Here is a 19,847-nt window from a genome sequence, read left to right on the forward strand (position 1 = left end):
TTCTTATCCTTTGGCAATGACATTTTTACTGCCCATCCAGCTCCACCGCCAAAATACATACTGGCAGCATCAACAATTCCATTGTCATAACCAATTTCGCCACCCGGATACGTGAAAAAAGGCTTAAGATCGATATCTACGTGGCTATCTCCATTAATTGTGATTTTAACATCTTGACTGTGATAGCCACTTCTCATTGCCCTCAATGTATAAGTACCTTCGTAAGCTGTGAGAGTATATCTACCGTCCTTATCCGTCGACACAGGTGCAATATTGGCATCTTCAATAAGGAGTAATGTCACACCTTCGACAGCTTCCCCTGATTTTTCATCCGTAATGACACCACTTACAGTTCCTTTAGGGATTTCTTTCAATGTGAAATCTGCTTGTAGTACTTTATCTTTTTCGAATGTTACTGATTGCTGTTTAGATTGATATCCATAGGCTTCAGCTTGGACTGTATAATTACCGATAGCATGTGCGAGTTTATAAGCGCCGTTTTCAGGGTTTGTGTTAACGTACTGTCTGTTTTCAAGGACACTTACTTTACCTCTTATCGGCAAATCTGAACCCTCATTTGTTTGAACCACTTTTCCTTCCAAAATCCCCAGACCTTCTCTAATAGATGATACAGCATTGTATGCATTGACTAATCCATACCCGTACCCATCATTCGGTGATTCTGGATATTCCTTATCTGTTAAAGGCATTGCTGTTTTTATTAAAATTTCTTCTATTTTATCAACTGATAAACTTGCATCAACCTCATATAATAATGCTACAATTGCTGATACAGCGGGGGCCGCCATCGATGTGCCATCCCATCCACTTTCGTAATCGCTGCGAGGTATTGATGAACGAATATTTGCTCCAGGCGCTGAAATATCTGGCTTTATTTCCCCATATGGTGAAGGGCCGCGTAATGAAAAATCTCCAACTATATCATTACTATCGGTTGCTCCCACCGCAAATGCTTCAGGATAGTTTGCTGGATTGGCGACTGATCCAGGTCCGCCATTATTAGTCATGCTCGTGTTTCCAGCTGAAAATGTGGGAAATATCCCAGCATTTCTCCATTCTTTTACTACATCTCGATACCATTCATCAAGTCCCGGTCCGCCACCCCATGAGTTGTTAACCACATCTGGCGCCATGTCAACTCGAGTATTCCCTTTTGAATCTGTTGGTGCTAAAATCCACTCTGCAGCCGCCAATAAATTCGCATCACTTCCACTAGTCTCTGAGAATGCCTTAACAGCAATCCATTTTGCACCGGGTGCTATTCCTATTTTATTTGATCCATCAGGTTCACTACCGACCATTGTTCCAGTCACATGTGTGCCATGTGCTAAATCATCATATGGCACAGATCGTCCAGCAGTGGCATCAAACCAATTAAAGTCGTGATTAACTTCTCCAGTTGCTGCATTATAGCCTCGATACTTTTCCTTTAATGCGGGATGATCCCATTGAACGCCGGAATCAATACTTGCTACAACTACACCTGTGCCGTTGATCCCCTTTTCCCATAAAGCTGGAGCTCCAACTCTTTCAACATTCCACTCTACATTTGCTAGATTTGAATTAAGACTATTCTCTTTAGTTGTTGAAACAAATAATTGTCTTGTTTCGTTTGGTAATACTTTTTCAACTTCAGAAAAGGCTGCTATCTTTTTTGCTACCTCTTTCGTTGCTGTAACAGCCATACCATTGACGATAAAATAGGACTTAAAAGATTCGACATTCCCTCTATGTACTTCTTGTTCAAGATATTTTACAACGCTTTGTTGTTCTTCGTGTGCAGTAGCTTTTAATTCAGAAACAACTGCAGAGCGTTGCATAAACTTTTCTTTATTCGCAGATAGTTTTTCTTTCTTCGCAATATCTTTTGTTTGGTTTATGGCTTTTGTTGTATCTGCTTTTTCTTTAAATTTAATTAAAAAGGTTACTCTGTCATCTTTTTCAAACTTAGCTAGTAAACGATTACTCATCTTTTCTTTCGCAGCAGTTTCAGAATCATTTACATAACGGGATGATCTCTCAATTAATTCAGCATTCGCAAGTCCGGGTGTTAATAATGAAAATACCATAATCAAGGCTGCTACAATACTAAATAATCGCATGTGATGTTGTTTCTTTCTCTTCAATTCGTTTTCCCCCCTCGATTTCTAAATTCTTTGCTTGTCATTTCTTGAAGTTACAGTCTTTGTTTAACCATTATTTTGAAACACAAAGACTAAATTTCCTTTTATCCCTCCTCAATTTTAAAGCTGAATGTTACTATTATAGGTTAAATTGTGATATGTTTCTAGAAAATTATTCTAATAGTTTGAATAATCACTAAAATAAAAAATATTCAACATCACCCTCCATTTTCCTCACTATTTCGAAAAATTGTTTACTATTTTCCTAACTCAAAGAAGGTTTTGAAGCAGGTCTGGAAAAGGGGCTAGAAAAAAGTAAAGCCCAATTAATTTGTGGTATACATAAGAATGGCATGCCATTAGAAGACATTGCGAAATTCATAGATTTAAGTATAGAAGAAATCCGAAAGATATTATTATAATGCATGCTACTTTAAATAGAACTCTTTAATATTAACTAAATCTAAGTTAGATATAATAACTGTATTTATTTGAATACAAAAGAAGATCTCCTTCAGTAATCTGGGGGGATCTTCTTTTAAGCTCATAAATACAAGTAATGCTGAGAGGTTCTGGTGCAAGAAATCTAGTAAACTTGGACATACTGATACTACTAAACTAAAAAGGACGTGTATCGGTATGAAAACACCAGTAGAATTCAAATGGAAACATTATCAGCCTGATATTATTTTATTAACCGTGAGATGTTACCTACGGTACAGCCTCAGTTTTCGTGATTTGGTGGAAATGATGGAAGAACGCGGACTATCTATTGCTCATACAACCATCATGCTTTCAGAAGTTCATACAGGGACATATGTAGAACCTAGTAAACTACTTTATGGTGAATATCTTGAGAGTGGGTTTAATACGAAGAAGCACAGTGTCGGTATTCAGACAGCAAGAGTACTGAAAGGATACTTAAATAGCCGTATCATTCCTTCTCTAGGCAATATTAAACTAGCCAAGTTAAAACATCATTGCATATGCAAAACTACGTTAATTCACTACGAGACGAAGGTTTAAAGAGGGGAACAATTGAGAAGATAATCAATATCATTCGGAACTCACTTGAACATGCAATAGATTTAGAGTTAATAAGTAAAAATGTTGCAGCTAAAACAAAGTTGCCTAAAGTCGATAAGGAAGGGTTAACCGTGTGGAATGAACAGGAAGTACAGTTGTTTTTAAAAACTGCGCAGGATAGCAGGTATTCCATTGTCTTTCATATGGCTCTTGTGACTGGAATGCGACAAGGTGAATTGCTAGGGTTGCGGTGGAAAGATGTTGATTTAGAAAAGGGACATTTAACTATTAGCCAAACGTTAAGTCACGATGGGAAGACGTTCTAGCTTGGAGGAAAGACAAAATCAAGTTTAAGAAAGATACTACTATTACCTGCATCAACAGTAGTAAAGCTAAAGAAACATAGAGCAGTCGTATTGAAAGAGAAGCTGAGTCAAGGTGAGGAATACCAAGACAATGACTTGGTGATGTGTACTCCTTCTGGAACACCAATTAATCCTGCTAATGTTCGAAGAAGTCTAAACGTTTTGATTCAGAAAGCAGCTGTGCCAAAGATTCGCTTTCATGATTTACGTCATACACATGCAACTCTATTATTGGCTAAAGGTGTGAATGTGAAAGTGATTTCTGAACGGTTAGGACACAGTAATATCAAAATTACATTAGACACTTACTCACATGTATTGCCAACGATGCAAGAAGATGCAGTTAATAAAATAGAAGAGATTTTGTAGATAATGTGACCAATTCTGTGACCACAGCTGTTGTAGAGTGTGAGATTAAACAAATAAAAACCGCATCAAACGTTAATTTGACACGGTTTCTATCAGTATGATCCCGACTGGCCTCGAACCAGCGACCTCCACCCTGTCAAGAGAACTTCCCAGTGGACTGTAGAGGTTTGGGATCAGTAAAAATTATATGTATCAAGGCTCTCAAGTTATTATCCTCATTGAGAACCACTTTAGTTAGAGTTTCTTACAGAAAATACTAAAGTAGTTTTAATATTTAGTTAGCCCTCTTTTGCTACGACCTCCACAGTTTTCGCCCTCATAGATTCTTAACTTCTCAAAACATAAATACAAAAGCCTGAGATGGTAACTCTGTAGTTTACTACCTAGTCTTACTCTCGGTTTCACCGAGGAGGATATCTAGGTAGTTACTTCTCTATTGGCTATCTCAGTAGTTATTTGTATTTCTTTTTACTGAGCTAGTACTCGTGAGGAGCTTGTAGAGTACGTCCAAAAGTTAGCTTCCTCAGGTGGTATTGATAGGGAAAAATTTGGGAATAAATAGAATAACTATTTATGAAAACTAAGAGGGGGAATATAAAATGTTTAAGTGGTTTAAGAAGTGGGTTAACGAGCACGATAATCTAGATCAGGCTGCTATTGAGTTTTATATCGGTGACGATAGAGTCGTTCTCATAGGTGCTGATGCAATGAACTTTATAGCTAACTTTAATAAGAAATACAAAACTCTATATGTTGAAAATAAATTAACTGGGATGAATATACGATTTAGAGTGTATCATGTAAGTACCTACAAGAGAACAACTTATAAAGTAGCAACTGGGAGGTAGGGAAATAATGGATATTATGGAGATGGTAATGAACAAGTGCTTTGCTAGCTCGGTCGGTCGCCTTGTTAGTTGTAGCTATAGGGAGTTGGTTCTTCCTGTGGAGCGATGTACCTAAAAGGAAGTGAGCGAGGTGTAATCTCTAACCAATTAAAGTAACTGTCAGGTGCTACTAAATAGTAAAACCCCCGCCTCGATGTGGTCACTTTTCAGTACATCAACATAGGAACTATAAAGGGTATAAACTATAACTATTTAGCTCTACCTGAGAAGGTGAAATACTCTTAGGGTATACTCAGTTAGGTACTATTCGTGTTGTTCCACCTCATCAATACAAACAAAAGAGGTAGAACCTTTATAGTCCTACCTAGCTAGTTTTATTCATTGTTAACATACTCACAGTTATTCCTTCGAGTCTATCCTAAAATTACATAAAACGATACTATTGTAAAGAATACAAGGATAAACAGAAAGTCAGTAGTAGGATACCTTAAAGCGTTGTTTAAAGAGGAAATTGTATACTTTATACATTTTCATTTCAAGCATACAATTAAAAAGAACTATTGTACAAGATGGATTCATAAAGAATACATTGCTAAATGGGCTGCTCCGCTTGCACAGTATATAATATTAAGAAGTTTAAAGGTGGAGGTATTGGAGTATCAGAGGCTTTTAATTAAGAGCCTCTCTTATTAACTAGAGGGATAAGTGGATGTAGAGTTTATTTTGAAAATCCTGAAGTAGAGAACTATTTTATAAAGAAAACATGCAAACAAATTTAGTTGGCATGTACAATAAACTGTGTAAGTAAAAGAACGTATCGCTTTTACTTCGCAGTTTATTTATTTTGATAGAATATATTTAATCTGTGATTATCATTAATTCTACTTTCTGCCAAGGATTGTCGAAAAAAGAGAAAATCGGAAGGGAAATGAATCCTTAAAGATTAACGAAATTTTCCATCTTTCTTATATAGGAGTGCGATAATTCGTGTTAATACATTTTAAAAGTTAATCTATTAGGGATTCCCTACAGTTAGGGGGTCTTTTTTATTATAAAACTACTAAGAGATTCTAATTTGGGGGGTGTGGGGGATATGGCATCGCCACCAACAGATTTATTTTCTTCTTTAACAAAATGGTTATTTTTATACTTAATGTGGTCATTCTTCAATTAATATAAAAACTCTCTAATAGTATTTGTATCGAGTGTATTAGGTGTTACATCTTCATGATGTTCTTCTAAATATAGGTGAAATACTAAGAAATATCCCTTCTTATTTTCAAGTGTTCTTCTTGCAAGAGCTTTAGTTTCTCTTGCGAACATATAAATATTAAATAACTCTTGGAACGTGAAAGTTTCAATTTGTGTAAATTCACTGTTTGTAAGATCTAACCTTGCTTTTCCTTTTTTATCTGTTCTAGACAAAATAAAACGCCTCCCTATATCGGTAATTTGGTTTGCCGTATAAGAAGACGTGAATGACTTGTATCCTAAAAAGTAAATGACCGCAGCACTAGGGTGATTTTTGGTGTGTAAAGTATAAAACATTAGTACCTGCAATCCCTTGTAGAATACGGTCTCTTAAAAAGTTATGATTCCGTAGGGGCTTGGACTCACGACCTTCACCCTTTCAAGGTAAGAAACATATGTTTTACGTTCCTGGAATATCGAGCGGAGAGTTAGTTACATCAAGTGTTTATAGGGTGTTCTATATTTTTTTATACAAATGTTATAAAGTGGAAAAAAGAAATTTCTTCACTAGAATCTTGACCAGATTTTTGTTGTGAATTATAAAAAAATTTAGCTTAAAAATTATTCTTTTAGTCTACTACAGGAATATGAAAATGAATAGATTAAATATGGTATGCATTTGTGAATCTTTATTTATTAGAGAGTTCTATCTCTTTTTAAAAGCCTATTTGAGGGTAAATGTGATGTTTCAGGGTTAGTATACAAGATGAGCTCAATACGTATAGCTATGTTTTATTACCGATATAAAAAGCTATAGATTTATTGGGAATTCCCGGTGGGATTTTGTTCTTAATCCACAAGTGAGAATTGTAAATGTTATTTAAACTTAATTGGAGTTATCTTTTTCTTCTGTTGAAAAAGAAGGTTTTCTTAATTTGCTTAAACTTTTTTCAAGTTTTTTAAAGTCTTTATGAAGATAATTAGGTGTACGAATTTTTTGATCAAAGAAATTTTTATTTTCTAATTTGATTTTTTCTTGTTCAAAATGAACAAGTACTTTTCTAATGGTGACAAATTGATTATAAGCATTCATTAACCAAGCGAAATAAACTAATATAATCACTAAAACTGTTATGCTAAAGGAGTTTAAGTTGATAAAAGTTCCTTTTTCAAACAAATTGCCTATAAAGAGAATGAGAATGGGGATTGGAGAAAATGACTTTAATATATCCACCTTCAATTTCAATGAATCTATCTGACCATTTAAATTTGCGATACTCCATTCAATACGAGCTTTTGGATTTTCATATTTATTTTTGCTATTCTCTAAAACATCTAGCATTCTATGAAACTTATAACGCTTATTGAAATTTTTAGATATTATCAATATAAAAATAATAGTTAGAGCTTCTGAAGGAATTGGTTTTAGAATAGAGGATATTGATGTAAACAGATTGATAGAATATATGTCTTTAATGACGTTATATACAATGAAAGTGATTAATCCTAACATAAAGGCTTCAATCAACATTTTTTCTATAATTACTCTGATTGTAATCCATTTGTATTTGGTGTCTTTATCCAATTAAATCACCTCTATTATTCATCTTAAATATGTTCTAGATTACAAGTGAAAATATGTTGATATGTGGTTTTATTGTAACATAATAGGAGGGAATGTAGGGTGTTTGTTTTTAAAGAATTGAACGCTAATGAATTGATAAGAAATAGGCTGTATAGGCTTTATTACGGTATCAAATAGGAGAGAATCTGAGATGATTTAAAACTGCTTGAGACACATACATATAAGGAAGTCGAAACCATGACAGGCATTACGTAAAGAATCCTTATCCGCGGGAAGATACAATTGTTAAGCTTGATAGCGATGTGACGATCCCCCTATCAGAATGTTTGTATTAAAGGGTTGACCCATCAACCCGATTTATTATATATTATAAATGTTAGAAAATTCACTTAATTATAATTAGAACAGAGGAGATGATAAATCTTATATTAGAAATAAAACAGAAAATGCATCCCAATAAGCAGAAAGGACATTACAAATAAAAAAGAAACGAAGGGCTGAATTGATAATAACAACACATTCCTCTAGTATACATCGACAATCTTTCTCAATCACAAATTCCCTATCAATATAAATTTTACGTAATCTTCCAGTATACCAAATTTTATCTTTCACCATATATAATCTCAAACTAAGACTTTATAAAGGTCTTACTCAAAATTGCTATATATTCGGATAAAAAAACATATAAGGGATAGTGTTATAAATGATTTTTTGCAAGTCAAAAAAAGATCGTTATTCATAAACAGGATAAATTGCAAGCTTTTAAGTTTTTAAGGGGACTGTCTTTCTTCTCTTGCGATTGGATCCACTAGAAATTGGTACGCCAATTATCCATACGAAGAGTTAAAGACTATTAGTATTCATTTTCGGTAAACCATTATTACATTCGGAGGTAGAATATGCTAAGACGTCGAGCTAAGTTTAAAAAACTGGTAACCTTATCCTTATCAGTGGGTATGTTGCTTACTATGCTTCCAACAGCATCTGCAACTGCAATTAAAAAGGAGTACTCCATTAATAATGTATCTGACAATCAAACCTATAAGACTATAGGTAAAATTACTAAGGTTACGAAAGAAGGAAATAACGTATTCTTTGACTTAGAAACAGGAGAAAAAATAAAAATTAACTTTCTAAAAAATAATGTTTTTCGATTGCATTTGGACCCAAAGGGTGTTTTTGAAGAATATCCAACTCCTAATCAACCTGAGCATGAGACGAAAATTATCGACAAAAATGTTAGCGATTACAAAAAGGAATATGGAGAAATTAACATTAAGGTCGATGAAAGAGATAAGAATGCCTATAAAATATCTACTAATGCTTTAGAGTTAAAAGTAGATAAAGCTACTTCAAAGATGAGCTTGTACGATAAAAAAAGAGCAAAGATTCTTTGGAGTGAAAGTGAACCACTAAAACATTCGGGTGGAAGTACTGTTCAAACCCTGGACACAAAAGAAAGTGAATATTTTTATGGTGGAGGTCAACAGAATGGGTTTTATGCCCATAAGAATAATTCCATAAATATTGCAGTCGGGGGAGGTTGGGATGCAGGAGCTGCATCAAGTCCAGTCCCATTCTATTTAAGCACTGAGGGCTACGGAGTCATGCGAAATACTTTTAAGCCGGGTGTTTATGATTTTACCAAAACGTCTACCTTTACTCACGATGAAGACAGATTTGATGCTTATTATTTTGTAGACGATTCCCTTCCAAACATCATTGGCGAATATACAGAATTAACTGGGAAACCGGCCCTCATGCCAAAAACTGGTTTTTATTTAGGACATGCTGATTGTTTTAATGGAACTCATAATGGTCATAAGGACCAACGAACACTCCTAACTAATGGGGTAAATACATTAAATCAATATGCAGATAACGATATGCCTTTAGGATGGATTTTACCAAATGACGGGTATGGATGCGGGTATGGCGGATTGGATAATTTGGAGCAATTTGTTGATAAAGCAAATGACCAAAAAGTAGAGGTAGGCTTATGGACTCAAAGCAATCTCTATCCAGACCCTAATTTACCTGGAGATAGCCCTTTACGCAGAGACCTTGACGGGGAAGTTAAAGCTGGTATTCGAGCAATAAAAACGGATGTTGCATGGGTTTGGCAAGGATATTCTATGGCCTTAAATGCCACACGCCAAGCAGCAGAAGGAATTCAAAAAGATGCTAATTCAGGTGGTGCACGTCCATTTGTTATTTCGCTAGATGGGTGGGCTGGTACGCAGCGTTATGCTACATTATGGTCAGGTGATCAATATGGCGGTAATTGGGAGTACATCAGAATGCATATCCCTACTTACATTGGTGCAGGATTATCAGGAAATCCAAACGTTGGATCAGATATGGATGGTATATTTGGCGGAGATCCAAAAGTGCAGACACGTGATTTCCAATGGAAGGCATTCACGCCAATCCAAATTGATATGGATGGCTGGGCATCAGGAGGCAATGATTACAGTAAATCTAAAAATCCATGGAATTATGGTGAACCTTATACATCGATTAATAGGATGTATTTAAAATTAAAGTCACAAATGATGCCTTATATCTACACGATTGCTGAGGAATCTACATCAAAATCCATGCCGATGGTTCGAGGGATGATGTTAGAGTATCCGAAGGATCCATATACGTACGGGACACAAACACAGTATCAATATATGTGGGGGCCAAATCTATTAGTAGCGCCAATATATGATGGAAACTCTAATGATGCTGAAGTAAGGAACGATATTTATCTTCCAGATAAAGATCAAGTTTGGATCGATTATTTTACAGGTAAGCAATATCAGGGAGGTTCGGTCCTTCATAATTTTAATGCCCCAGTGTGGAAGACCCCTGTATTTGTTAAGGCTGGTGCAATTATTCCAATGGCACCAGAAAATAATTCTATTAATGAATTAAATGGTTCGGAAAATAGAATATTTGATGTTTATCCATCGGGAGAATCAGAGTTTACTCTATATGAAGATGATGGTAAAACTGTTGAGTATAAGGAAAAGAAAAATACAACAACGAAGGTCACTTCAAAGGTAATCAAGGAAAAAGCTGTTATAACCGTTGATATCGCAAAAGGAAAAGGCTATAAAGGGATGGTTAAAAATAGGGGCACAGAAGCGATTGTCAATACACGTGTAAGTCCAAAGGATATAAAGGTTAAAGTTGGAAACAAAGATGTTGCATTAAGGAAAGTTACGAATGAAGAGGAATATAACAATTCAGAGAACGTGTACTTCTATAATGAAAAGCCCAACCTGAACAAAAATTCTACAAAAGGCTCACCATTTGAACAGACTGAGATTGTTACATCACCAAAATTATATATTAAGGTTGGAAAAACAGATATTACGAAAAATAAAATAACATTTACAGTTGATGGCTTCGATAATACCGAAAAGAAAGATGTAGTAGATAAAGAAGTACCAACGATTCCATCAGGGATAAAAGCTGATGAGGCTAACACTACTGATCGAGACATTAAACTAAATTGGAACAAGGTTGATGGCTCGAATACAACATATGATTTAATGATTGATGGTATTGTTCATACAAATGTGTTTAAGTCAAGTGATAGTGGGCAAGCACCATCCTATCTTCATACAGGTTTAACATCTGATACAGAACATTCTTATCGAGTAAGAGCAACGAATACAAAAGGATCATCAGGCTGGAGTGACGAGATCAAAATAAGAACGAAGCTTGATCGATACAGAAATGTCCCTAAGGATATGACGGCAAAAGCTGATAGTGAACAACCAGGGGAAGAAGCATCTCTAGCTGTCGATGGAAAAGATGAAACAATGTGGCATACTGCATGGGGAGATGCGGGTAATAAACTGCCACATACTTTTGAGATTGATATGAAGTTAGCTTATGAATTAGATAAGCTTGAGTATATTCCAAGACCAAATGCAGGGAATGGTACGATATTAAAATATAATTTAGACGTAAGCTTAGATGGAAAAACTTATAAAAACGTCATCACTGATGGAACATTTGAGAAAAATGACGAAACGAAAATTATTGATTTTCAGGGGAATATTACTGCAAGGTATATTAAGTTGACCATTACAAACTCTGTAGGTGGTTTTGGAAGTGCAATGGAATTCAGACCATACAAAAAGGATAAAACTGAAGGAATGGTAGTTGGTGAAAATATACCAAATGGCGTAATTGATGAAGCTGATCTGCTTTTCTTTGCCAGCTATATGGGTGTTGATAAAACGGAAGCTTGGGAGCAGGTTTCAAAGGTGGATATTAATTTCAATGGTGTAATAGACGCATATGATTTAATGTATGTAGCATCACAATTGGGACAAAAACCACTTCAAGCAACAGGTAAACCGGTTGCCGGATTATTGGATATTAGACCTAGTAAGCAGGAGTTAAAAGCAGGAGAGGAATTTTTCGTAGAAATAATCGGGGCAGGATTAAAGGATATTAATGCATTCAACTTGGAACTAAAGCTAGACCCTAACAAATATGAATTAGTAAAAGAATGTAAGCCTGACGGGACTTGCGGTAAAAATATTGTTTCAGCTTCCAATGAAACTGCTAATATGTTGAATTATTCCTTACTTGCGGGGATTGGAAAGCCTGAACAACGAATTATGGCTGCATTTTCCAATAAGGGAACACAAAATACATTAGAAGGTACGAAGACATTGGCCACGATTAAGTTAAAGGCTAAGAAAGATCTTCAATTTGATATGCCGATAACCAGGTCCTTACTGATTAATACATCCTTTGACACTATTGATAAAATAGGAGAGGTTTTAAATCCTGGCCAAGAACCTGGAGAGGTGGAACAGCCACAAAAGCCAAAGGAATGACAATTATCGGATAAAGATATGTTAGTTACTGGTGAAGGGGAAAAGATGCAGGGTGGTGCAGCAGCTTTTGCCAAGAATCCTGCTTAAGTAGAGAAATAAACATAAATATATCTTATTATCTTAGTTGTGTTAGGGTTGACCTGTTAACCCTAACACATAATTTCTATTATGAGTGGAACAAAAGGGAACCGTAACAGATTGACATCCGAAAAAATTATCGATGAATTTGAGGCTGCAAATCCAAATGTCAAAGTGGATATTCAATGGATGATCAGTGAATTCATGTCGAAGGTTAGAATAGCAGCGTTAATTGGGGATGCACCGGACCTTATAGAGCAATCAGGAGCATAGGTGGAAGGAGTATTAATAAGTAACAAGTTAGTAGAACCTTTAAATAAGGGGGATAGGTTGTTAAAATTTTTATCTGAAAATTTAATATATTTTAACTTGTTGGGTTGACCCTACATTCCGATGTGGTACAATAAAAATAATTGAAATAATCTGATTATTTAGACGGTCTAATTTCTATAAGTTTTTCGTACATTTAACTTATACCATCAACCCGATGTTAAAAAGGGATGGAATGGATTTTTTGAAGAAAACTCGTCTTCCCATGTACTGGCGCAGAATAATGGTGTTGTTGGTGCGGGATTGCGAGTATTCAAAAGAATTTAAAGAGGAGTGTTCGGATATGTTTACATTCAGTCAAGAAAAATTAGTACCATTAGGTGCACAAATCACAACGGCAGAAATAAAACAGCAGCCTGATCTATGGGCTGAAACCTTTGCGTTGTATACGGATAGAAGCAGTGAGATTGAAAAGTTTTTACTAAAATTATCAATGAAACACGACCGAGTTCGGGTTATTTTTACTGGTGCCGGAACATCTGCCTATATCGGCGATCTTGTCACTCCATACCTAAAAGAAAAAGTGGATGAAAAACAGTGGGAATTGCTGAGTATTCCGACAACCACCTTGGTATCCAATCCATATCAATTCCTAAAAGCGGACTTTCCAACCTTACTCGTTTCATTTGCAAGAAGCGGCAACAGTCCAGAAAGTGTTGCTGCCGTCCAATTAACAGAGCAAATTGTGACCGATTTGTATCATCTAACAATTACCTGTAATAAGGATGGCCAATTGGCTAAGCGAGCAGCAGGGGATGAAAATAATTTATTGCTTTTAATGCCTGAAAGATCGAATGACCAAGGATTTGCGATGACGGGAAGTTATACTTGTATGGCACTATCGACTTTATTCATTTTTGATCCTAAGCCCCTGGAAGAAAAAACGGCCATTGTAAAAATGATTCGGCAAATGGGTGAAAGTGTCATTCAAAGAGAAGACGTCATTCAAGCGATTATCGATCGTGATTTTGACCGCATCATTTACTTAGGATCTGGTAGTTTAGAAGGTTTAACGAGAGAAGCACAATTAAAATTATTAGAACTGACAGCTGGAAAAATAGTCACTACCTTTGATTCAACGTTAGGCTTCCGGCATGGTCCTAAATCATTTGTGAATGAAAAGTCCGTGGTTTTTGTGTTTGTTTCCAACCATCCTTATACACGCCAATACGATTTAGATATGTTAAAAGAAATGCAACAGGACAATATTTCCAGCTATATATGTGCCATCGAGGTTGATGGAGAAAGCAATTATGATGGGAACATATTTAGTTTTGGAAGAGAGGCTCAATCTATACCAGATGCTTATCTGGCCTTACCTTTTGTCATGGTTGGACAGACGGTTTCATTGCTGGCTTCGATAAAGGTTGGCAATACACCGGATACCCCGTCGCCTACAGGAACAGTGAACCGTGTCGTTAAAGGTGTAACCATCTATGGATACTAGTAATTTGGGTAGGGAGGGCAGCAAGTCGATGTTTATCTTTGCCGATCAGTTTTTTCTTGAGGGGGAGGTCGTAGGGCCTGGTTTTTTGGAAATTAAAGATGGGAAATTCGGTGTTTTTTCCGAAAATCGTCCTGATGAATCGGCAGAAATCGTTGATTACGCGGGGGATTGGATTGCTCCTGGTTTAGTAGATACACATATTCATGGGTTTGGAAATCACGACATTATGGACAATGATTTTCAAGGATTGAATGAGATTTCAGAAGGGCTTCTTTCCTGCGGCGTTACCTCGTTTTTACCGACAACCTTAACCTCTTCAACAGAAGTGTTGAATCACGTCGCTGAAATGATCGGTGCCAATTATACGAAAGTCAGGGGAGCAAAAATTAAAGGAATCTTTTTAGAAGGGCCGTTTTTTACCGAAAAGCATAAAGGGGCACAAAATACGAAATATTTTTGTGACCCATCCGTTGAAAAGTTGAAAGTTTGGCAAAGGTTATCAAATGATTTTATTAAAAAAATTGCGATTGCACCTGAAAGAAAAGGTGCAGCGGAATTTATTGAATATGCTATCGGTGAAGAGATAGCTGTAGCGTTAGCTCATAGTGATGCAACTTATGAAGAAGCAAAACAAGCGGTTGAGAGAGGGGCTTCGATTTTTGTTCATACGTTCAATGGAATGAGCCCACTCCACCATCGTGAGCCAGGGATGGCCGGAGCTGCAATGAATCTAAAAGATGTTTTTGCGGAAATCATTTGTGATGGACACCATGTTCATCCTGCTGCCGCCAATATTTTAATGAATGCACGCGGCAGAAATCAAACCGTTTTGGTCACCGATTGTATGATGGCTGGGGGAATGGCAGAAGGACCCTATCAGCTCGGCGAATTTGCTGTAGAGGTGAAAGTTGGTGCGGTCCGTCTTGAGGACGGCAGTTTAGCAGGCAGTGTTTTACAGCTGAAAGATGCAGTCAAAAATGTCGTTGATTGGGGGATTGCCACCCCAGAGGAAGCAATCTATATGGCTAGTACCACACCTGCTAAAAGTATTGGGATGGATGAGGAATGTGGGAAAATTGCTAAGGGCTACGCCGCTGACTTTATTGTGTTGAACCCTGAACTGGAATTAATGGCGACGTACCTTGATGGTGCTTGTCGTTACCATTTACAGAGAGAGGGAGTGCGCAGATTTTAACTGACACGATGAATCCATCTCCAGGTACGCTTTAACTAGTAATGTCGTATCTACCTTTCCTTAAATTATTTGCTTTATGGTCTGCTTTTTGCATTATTCTATTCGATTTATTTGGGAATAGCTCTAGATAACCCATCACCATCTGGTATGGTAAACCGGGTTGTTAAAGGAGTTTAAATATATTTATCATATTTATAGGGGGTAATATCATGCCGAATATTTTGCTAACAAGAATTGACAATCGATTGGTTCATGGTCAAGTAGGAGTAACATGGGTTAATCATTTAGGAGCTAATTTAATTGTCGTCGCAAATGATGAGGTGTCTGAAGATGAGGTACAACAGGATTTAATGGAAATGGTTGTTCCGGAGTCAATTGGAATTCGCTTTTTCTCAATCCAGACGACCATTGATGTGATTCACAATGCAGCAGATGAACAGCATATCTTTATAGTTGCAAAAACACCACAAGATGTGTTGCGACTTGTAGAAGGCGGTGTGCCAATTGAAAAGGTGAATATTGGGAATATGCATTTTTCTCAAGGAAAAACACAATTATTCTCCACCGTTTCCGTTGATGAAGATGATAAAGAGTCATTTAGGAAGCTGCGTGACTTGGGAACGAAACTTGAGGTACGTCGTGTTCCGGATGAAAGACCAGATGATATTTATAAACACTTATAGAAAGAAGTGAGAATGAATGGATAATCACATGCTGCTTCAAGCTTTATTAGTTGCTATATGGGCTGGAATTGCAGGAATAGATCTGTTTAACGGTTTGTTCCACATTCACCGGCCGATTGTAACCGGTGTCATTATTGGTTTGATTTTTGGGGATGTAACAACAGGGGTTATGACAGGTGCTGCTATGGAGTTAGTGTGGGCTGGTATGGTGCCGCTCGCTGGGGCACAGCCGCCAAATGTTGTTATTGGAGGAATAATCGGAACATCGTTTGCGATTTTGACAGGACAAGAGCCAACAGTGGCAATCGGTATTGCTGTTCCGTTTGCAGTTGCAGTTCAGGCATGTATCACCCTCATGTTTACTGCTTTTTCTCCGGTCATGCATAAAGCTGACCAATATGCACAAGAGGCTAACACAAAGGGAATTGAACGGATTAATTATTTTGGAATTCTTACATTATTTATATTTTATTTTGTTATTGCTTTTTTACCAATTTATTTTGGCGCAGAAAGTGCTAAAGGGGTCGTAGAGGTTTTACCAAAATGGCTTATTAGTGGCCTTGGTGTTGCTGGTGGGATGATGGCCGCAATTGGTTTTGCGATGCTATTAAAAATTATGTTGAAAAAACAATACGTTGCCTTTTTAATCGTCGGATTTATTTTAGTCACATATATGAAAATGCCAGTTATTGCTGTTGCTTTAATTGGGATTGCCATCGCGCTATACGATTATTTCAAAGTAAATTCTGGTGATGGATCAGTAAGGGGAGGGGCAAAACGTGGAATCTAAACAAGTAGAAACGATAATGGATCATACGAGCAGTCCGGAATATTATCAAGACGTTGCCACAGAAAAGGTTTTAACTAAAAAAGATTTAAACAAGATGGTATGGCGATCTCTTTTACTTCAAGCGTCATTTAACTATGAAAGAATGCAGGCCGCAGGATGGTTATATTCGATTTTGCCAGGATTGAAAAAAATCCACAAAAATAAGCATGATTTAAGTGAATCGATGAAAAGTCATATGGAATTTTTCAACACGCATCCATTCCTTGTAAACATTATTATGGGGATTGTCCTTGCGATGGAGGAAAAGAAACAAAATCGAAATATGATTAGATCTATTCGAGTAGCCATGATGGGACCGCTTGGTGGAATTGGTGATGCCCTATTCTGGCTGACCCTCCTTCCCATTTGTGTTGGTATAGGTGCTTCACTTGGGCAAGATGGAAACCCTATGGGGGCAGTGGTCTTTCTATTAATTTTTAACACAGTTCATTTCGCTCTTAGATTTGGGTTAATGCATTACGGTTATAATGCCGGAACAAATGCTATCAGTTCTTTAAAGGAAAATACTAAAAAAGTAGCACACGCAGCATCTATTGTCGGGGTAACAGTTGTTGGCGCATTGATTGCCTCATTCGTAAAGTTAGAATCAAGTTTAGTGATCCATGCTGGTAAGGCAAAAATCGCCCTGCAAAAGGATTTACTCGATAAACTCATACCAAACCTATTGCCTTTAGCATACACTTTATTAATGTACTATCTATTAAAAAAGGGATTTTCTCCAGTTAAGCTAATTATCATTACCGTGATCATCGGTATTATTGGTAAAATTCCATTTCCTTTTGGAACCATTTTATAATATATAGCATGTTAGGAGGATTTTTAATATGAATGGTTTGATTATTAGCGGTCATGGATCGTTTGCAACTGGTCTTCGATCTTCAGTAAAACTAATCGTTGGAGATCAACCCAATGTGGAATACGTGGATTTTCTTGAATGCGATTCAACATGCGACCTTGAGAAAAAGCTGCTTGAGGCTTTTTCAAGATTACAAAAATGTGAATCTATCTTAGTCTTATGTGATTTAGTTGGCGGTTCTCCGTTTAAAACAGCCGTTTCACTTACAAATGGGAAGGAAGGTTCTGCTGTGGTTGGCGGAACAAATCTTGCGATGGTCCTCGAAACCATTTTACTAAAGGACGGACTTCAAATCGATGGATTAAGAGATTTAGCAATTAATACTGGTAAAGAAGCGATTAAAGGTTTTCAAAAGTCGGAACGTCCAAAATTCAAAGAGTCTAGCATGTAATGAAAGCGATAAAGGATAGAGCAATCTATAAGTCTAATAATTGTGACTCCCACATCCCGATAAGGAATAGGATAGAACGGAACTACAACTGAATAGTGTAGAGTGGCTAGATTTTTGGGGTTGTTTATCTGAAAATTAAAACATTTAGTGCGTTGCATTAAATGTTTTAATTTTAATGGGTTACCTCTATAAATTATGGTTACATAATAGAATTACTTAAAACAATCTAACTATTATTCTCATAATCTAGTTGCTATGAGTTTTTCTTTCGCTCTAACTTGTACCAACAACCCAATCTCGTAATCGTTTTTTGGGAAGAAACACTCGTCTTCCTGATTACATCAATTTATTAAAACAGATGAGCAGGTACACTAGAATAAATAGAGGTGCAGGGACATGAAAATTGCAATAGGCATTGATATTGGAGGGACAAAGATTATGGCGGGCAGTATTTTGCAAGTAAAAGAGGCTGTCAAAAATGTCGTTGATTGGAGAATTGCGACTAGTGAGAAATCCCTCTATATGGCAAGAACAGCATCCGCGGAAAGTAGTGGCATCGATGGGGAATACGATAAGGTTACGAACGGTTATGATGCCGATTTTATCGCATTAACACCGGAGCTCGATTTAACTGGCAAGTATCTTGATGGGGTTTGCTGGCTTCAAGCTGAAAACTTGATAGGGAAAGAGGGAGGAAGATGATTTTAGCTGTTACCATGAATCCATCCGTTGATATTTCCTATCCAATTCAAGATTTTAAGCTAGATGATGTAAATCGCGTGGAAAATGTTCGAAAAACTGCCGGCGGAAAAGGATTAAATGTCGCCCGGGTTGTCAAACAGATGGGCGAAGACGTTTTGGCCACAGGCGTCATTGGCGGGACTATTGGCGATTACATTATTCAAGAATTGACGAAAAGTGATATCAGGAATCATTTTTATAAAATCAATCAAGAATCAAGAAACTGTATTGCAATCCTCCATGAAGGCAAGCAGACTGAAATCCTCGAATCCGGGCCAAGTGTATCCGCGGAAGAAGGAGATGCCTTTTTAGAAAAATATCGAGAACTGCTGTCTGAAGTTTCTATTGTTACTATTTCGGGTAGTTTACCAAAAGGTCTTGAGTCTGGATTTTACCGTCAGATGGTCGAAATCGGCCGGGAGAAGGGAATTCCCGTAATTATTGATACATCAGGAGAGCCGCTCCGACAGGTTTTGAATCATAATGTAAAACCCTTTGCGATCAAACCGAATATCTCAGAACTGTTCCAGCTTTTTGGCATGGAAGTGGAGGAGAGCACAAGCAGCTTGAAGCAACTGTTAAATAATAAGTTATTTCATGGGATTGAATGGATTGTCGTTTCGATGGGAGCGGCAGGTGCTCTTCTCAAGCATGGTGGAGATTATTACCGGGTTACTATTCCGGCTATAGAGGTCATAAACGCTGTTGGCTCGGGTGATGCGACTGTCGCAGGGTTAGCGGTTGCCCTAAAACGAAAGCAAGCCGTTTCGGATATCCTGAAAACTGCGATGACGACGGGCATGCTCAATACGATGGAAGAGGTAACGGGTTATATTGATCCGGAGAAGTTCGGTCAATTTTTTGAAATGGTAGAGATTATTAAAATAGATTAATA

Annotated in this window: 13 protein-coding genes and 5 pseudogenes; 15 read left to right on the forward strand and 3 right to left on the reverse strand. The window is 36.9% G+C overall.

All coding sequences use genetic code 11. From position 1 onward, the window contains the following. Nucleotides 1-137 precede the first annotated feature (137 nt). A pseudogene (locus ACP6L7_RS33120) lies at nucleotides 138-2,147 on the reverse strand (S8 family serine peptidase); the annotation flags it as partial. A gap of 281 nt (nucleotides 2,148-2,428) precedes the next feature. Between ACP6L7_RS33120 and ACP6L7_RS33125 the strand changes: the two are divergent. The 4 genes and pseudogenes from ACP6L7_RS33125 to ACP6L7_RS33140 form a co-directional block, all read left to right on the forward strand. Next, nucleotides 2,429-2,566 (forward strand): annotated as a pseudogene (locus ACP6L7_RS33125) (Rpn family recombination-promoting nuclease/putative transposase); the annotation flags it as partial. A gap of 217 nt (nucleotides 2,567-2,783) precedes the next feature. Then, a pseudogene (locus ACP6L7_RS33130) lies at nucleotides 2,784-2,936 on the forward strand (IS6 family transposase); the annotation flags it as partial. After that, a pseudogene (locus ACP6L7_RS33135) lies at nucleotides 2,928-3,904 on the forward strand (site-specific integrase); the annotation flags it as partial. The pseudogenes ACP6L7_RS33130 and ACP6L7_RS33135, both read left to right, overlap by 9 nt. A gap of 599 nt (nucleotides 3,905-4,503) precedes the next feature. After that, nucleotides 4,504-4,752 carry a polyprotein gene (locus tag ACP6L7_RS33140; RefSeq protein ID WP_097833351.1) on the forward strand — a complete coding sequence of 83 codons (249 nt, stop codon included), beginning with the start codon at nucleotides 4,504-4,506 and terminating at the stop codon, nucleotides 4,750-4,752. A 1,170-nt stretch (nucleotides 4,753-5,922) separates the two neighbouring features. Here the strand turns inward: ACP6L7_RS33140 and ACP6L7_RS33145 are convergent. Both ACP6L7_RS33145 and ACP6L7_RS33150 read right to left on the reverse strand, forming a co-directional pair. Continuing rightward, nucleotides 5,923-6,177, reverse strand: a complete 255-nt coding sequence (locus ACP6L7_RS33145) for a hypothetical protein (protein WP_240523217.1) — start codon at nucleotides 6,175-6,177, stop codon at nucleotides 5,923-5,925. A 652-nt stretch (nucleotides 6,178-6,829) separates the two neighbouring features. Continuing rightward, complete coding sequence (locus tag ACP6L7_RS33150; protein ID WP_097833350.1) at nucleotides 6,830-7,528, reverse strand: hypothetical protein; 699 nt, start codon at nucleotides 7,526-7,528, stop codon at nucleotides 6,830-6,832. Nucleotides 7,529-7,723: 195 nt separating this feature from the next. On the opposite strand from ACP6L7_RS33150, the pseudogene ACP6L7_RS33155 reads away from it, so the two are divergent. The 11 genes and pseudogenes from ACP6L7_RS33155 to lacC form a co-directional block, all read left to right on the forward strand. Next, nucleotides 7,724-7,783, forward strand: a pseudogene (locus ACP6L7_RS33155) (recombinase family protein); the annotation flags it as partial. A 647-nt stretch (nucleotides 7,784-8,430) separates the two neighbouring features. After that, nucleotides 8,431-12,381 carry a TIM-barrel domain-containing protein gene (locus ACP6L7_RS33160; RefSeq protein ID WP_240523216.1) on the forward strand — a complete coding sequence of 1,317 codons (3,951 nt, stop codon included), beginning with the start codon at nucleotides 8,431-8,433 and terminating at the stop codon, nucleotides 12,379-12,381. Between the two features lie 198 nt (nucleotides 12,382-12,579). After that, nucleotides 12,580-12,732 carry a hypothetical protein gene (locus ACP6L7_RS33165; protein WP_179864561.1) on the forward strand — a complete coding sequence of 51 codons (153 nt, stop codon included), beginning with the start codon at nucleotides 12,580-12,582 and terminating at the stop codon, nucleotides 12,730-12,732. Between the two features lie 340 nt (nucleotides 12,733-13,072). Further along, a complete protein-coding gene (locus ACP6L7_RS33170; protein WP_097833349.1) occupies nucleotides 13,073-14,236 on the forward strand; it encodes an SIS domain-containing protein in 1,164 nt (387 codons plus the stop codon). After that, nucleotides 14,226-15,431, forward strand: coding sequence for an N-acetylglucosamine-6-phosphate deacetylase (nagA, locus tag ACP6L7_RS33175; RefSeq protein WP_257127399.1), 1,206 nt, complete (start codon nucleotides 14,226-14,228; stop codon nucleotides 15,429-15,431). The genes ACP6L7_RS33170 and nagA overlap by 11 nt, the downstream gene beginning before the upstream one ends. Nucleotides 15,432-15,640: 209 nt before the next feature. Next, on the forward strand, nucleotides 15,641-16,114 hold the full coding sequence (agaV, locus tag ACP6L7_RS33180; RefSeq protein ID WP_097833348.1) for a PTS N-acetylgalactosamine transporter subunit IIB: 474 nt from the start codon (nucleotides 15,641-15,643) through the stop codon (nucleotides 16,112-16,114). A gap of 28 nt (nucleotides 16,115-16,142) precedes the next feature. Beyond that, the gene (gene agaW / locus ACP6L7_RS33185) at nucleotides 16,143-16,904 is read left to right on the forward strand and encodes a PTS N-acetylgalactosamine transporter subunit IIC (RefSeq protein ID WP_033712146.1); all 762 of its coding nucleotides are present in this window, start codon (nucleotides 16,143-16,145) and stop codon (nucleotides 16,902-16,904) included. Nucleotides 16,905-16,920: 16 nt separating this feature from the next. Then, entirely contained in the window at nucleotides 16,921-17,760 is an 840-nt protein-coding gene (locus ACP6L7_RS33190) for a PTS system mannose/fructose/sorbose family transporter subunit IID (protein WP_097833368.1), read from the forward strand. A 28-nt stretch (nucleotides 17,761-17,788) separates the two neighbouring features. After that, a complete protein-coding gene (gene agaF / locus ACP6L7_RS33195) occupies nucleotides 17,789-18,211 on the forward strand; it encodes a PTS galactosamine/N-acetylgalactosamine transporter subunit IIA (protein WP_097833347.1) in 423 nt (140 codons plus the stop codon). Between the two features lie 438 nt (nucleotides 18,212-18,649). Next, complete coding sequence (locus ACP6L7_RS33200; protein ID WP_141533461.1) at nucleotides 18,650-18,913, forward strand: hypothetical protein; 264 nt, start codon at nucleotides 18,650-18,652, stop codon at nucleotides 18,911-18,913. After that, nucleotides 18,910-19,845, forward strand: coding sequence for a tagatose-6-phosphate kinase (gene lacC / locus ACP6L7_RS33205; RefSeq protein ID WP_097833345.1), 936 nt, complete (start codon nucleotides 18,910-18,912; stop codon nucleotides 19,843-19,845). Before ACP6L7_RS33200 ends, lacC begins: the two co-directional genes overlap by 4 nt. Nucleotides 19,846-19,847: the final 2 nt, after the last annotated feature.

Origin of the sequence: Bacillus silvicola (assembly GCF_050524305.1) — a bacterium.
In the GTDB taxonomy this organism is placed as follows: domain Bacteria; phylum Bacillota; class Bacilli; order Bacillales; family Bacillaceae_G; genus Bacillus_A; species Bacillus_A cereus_AT.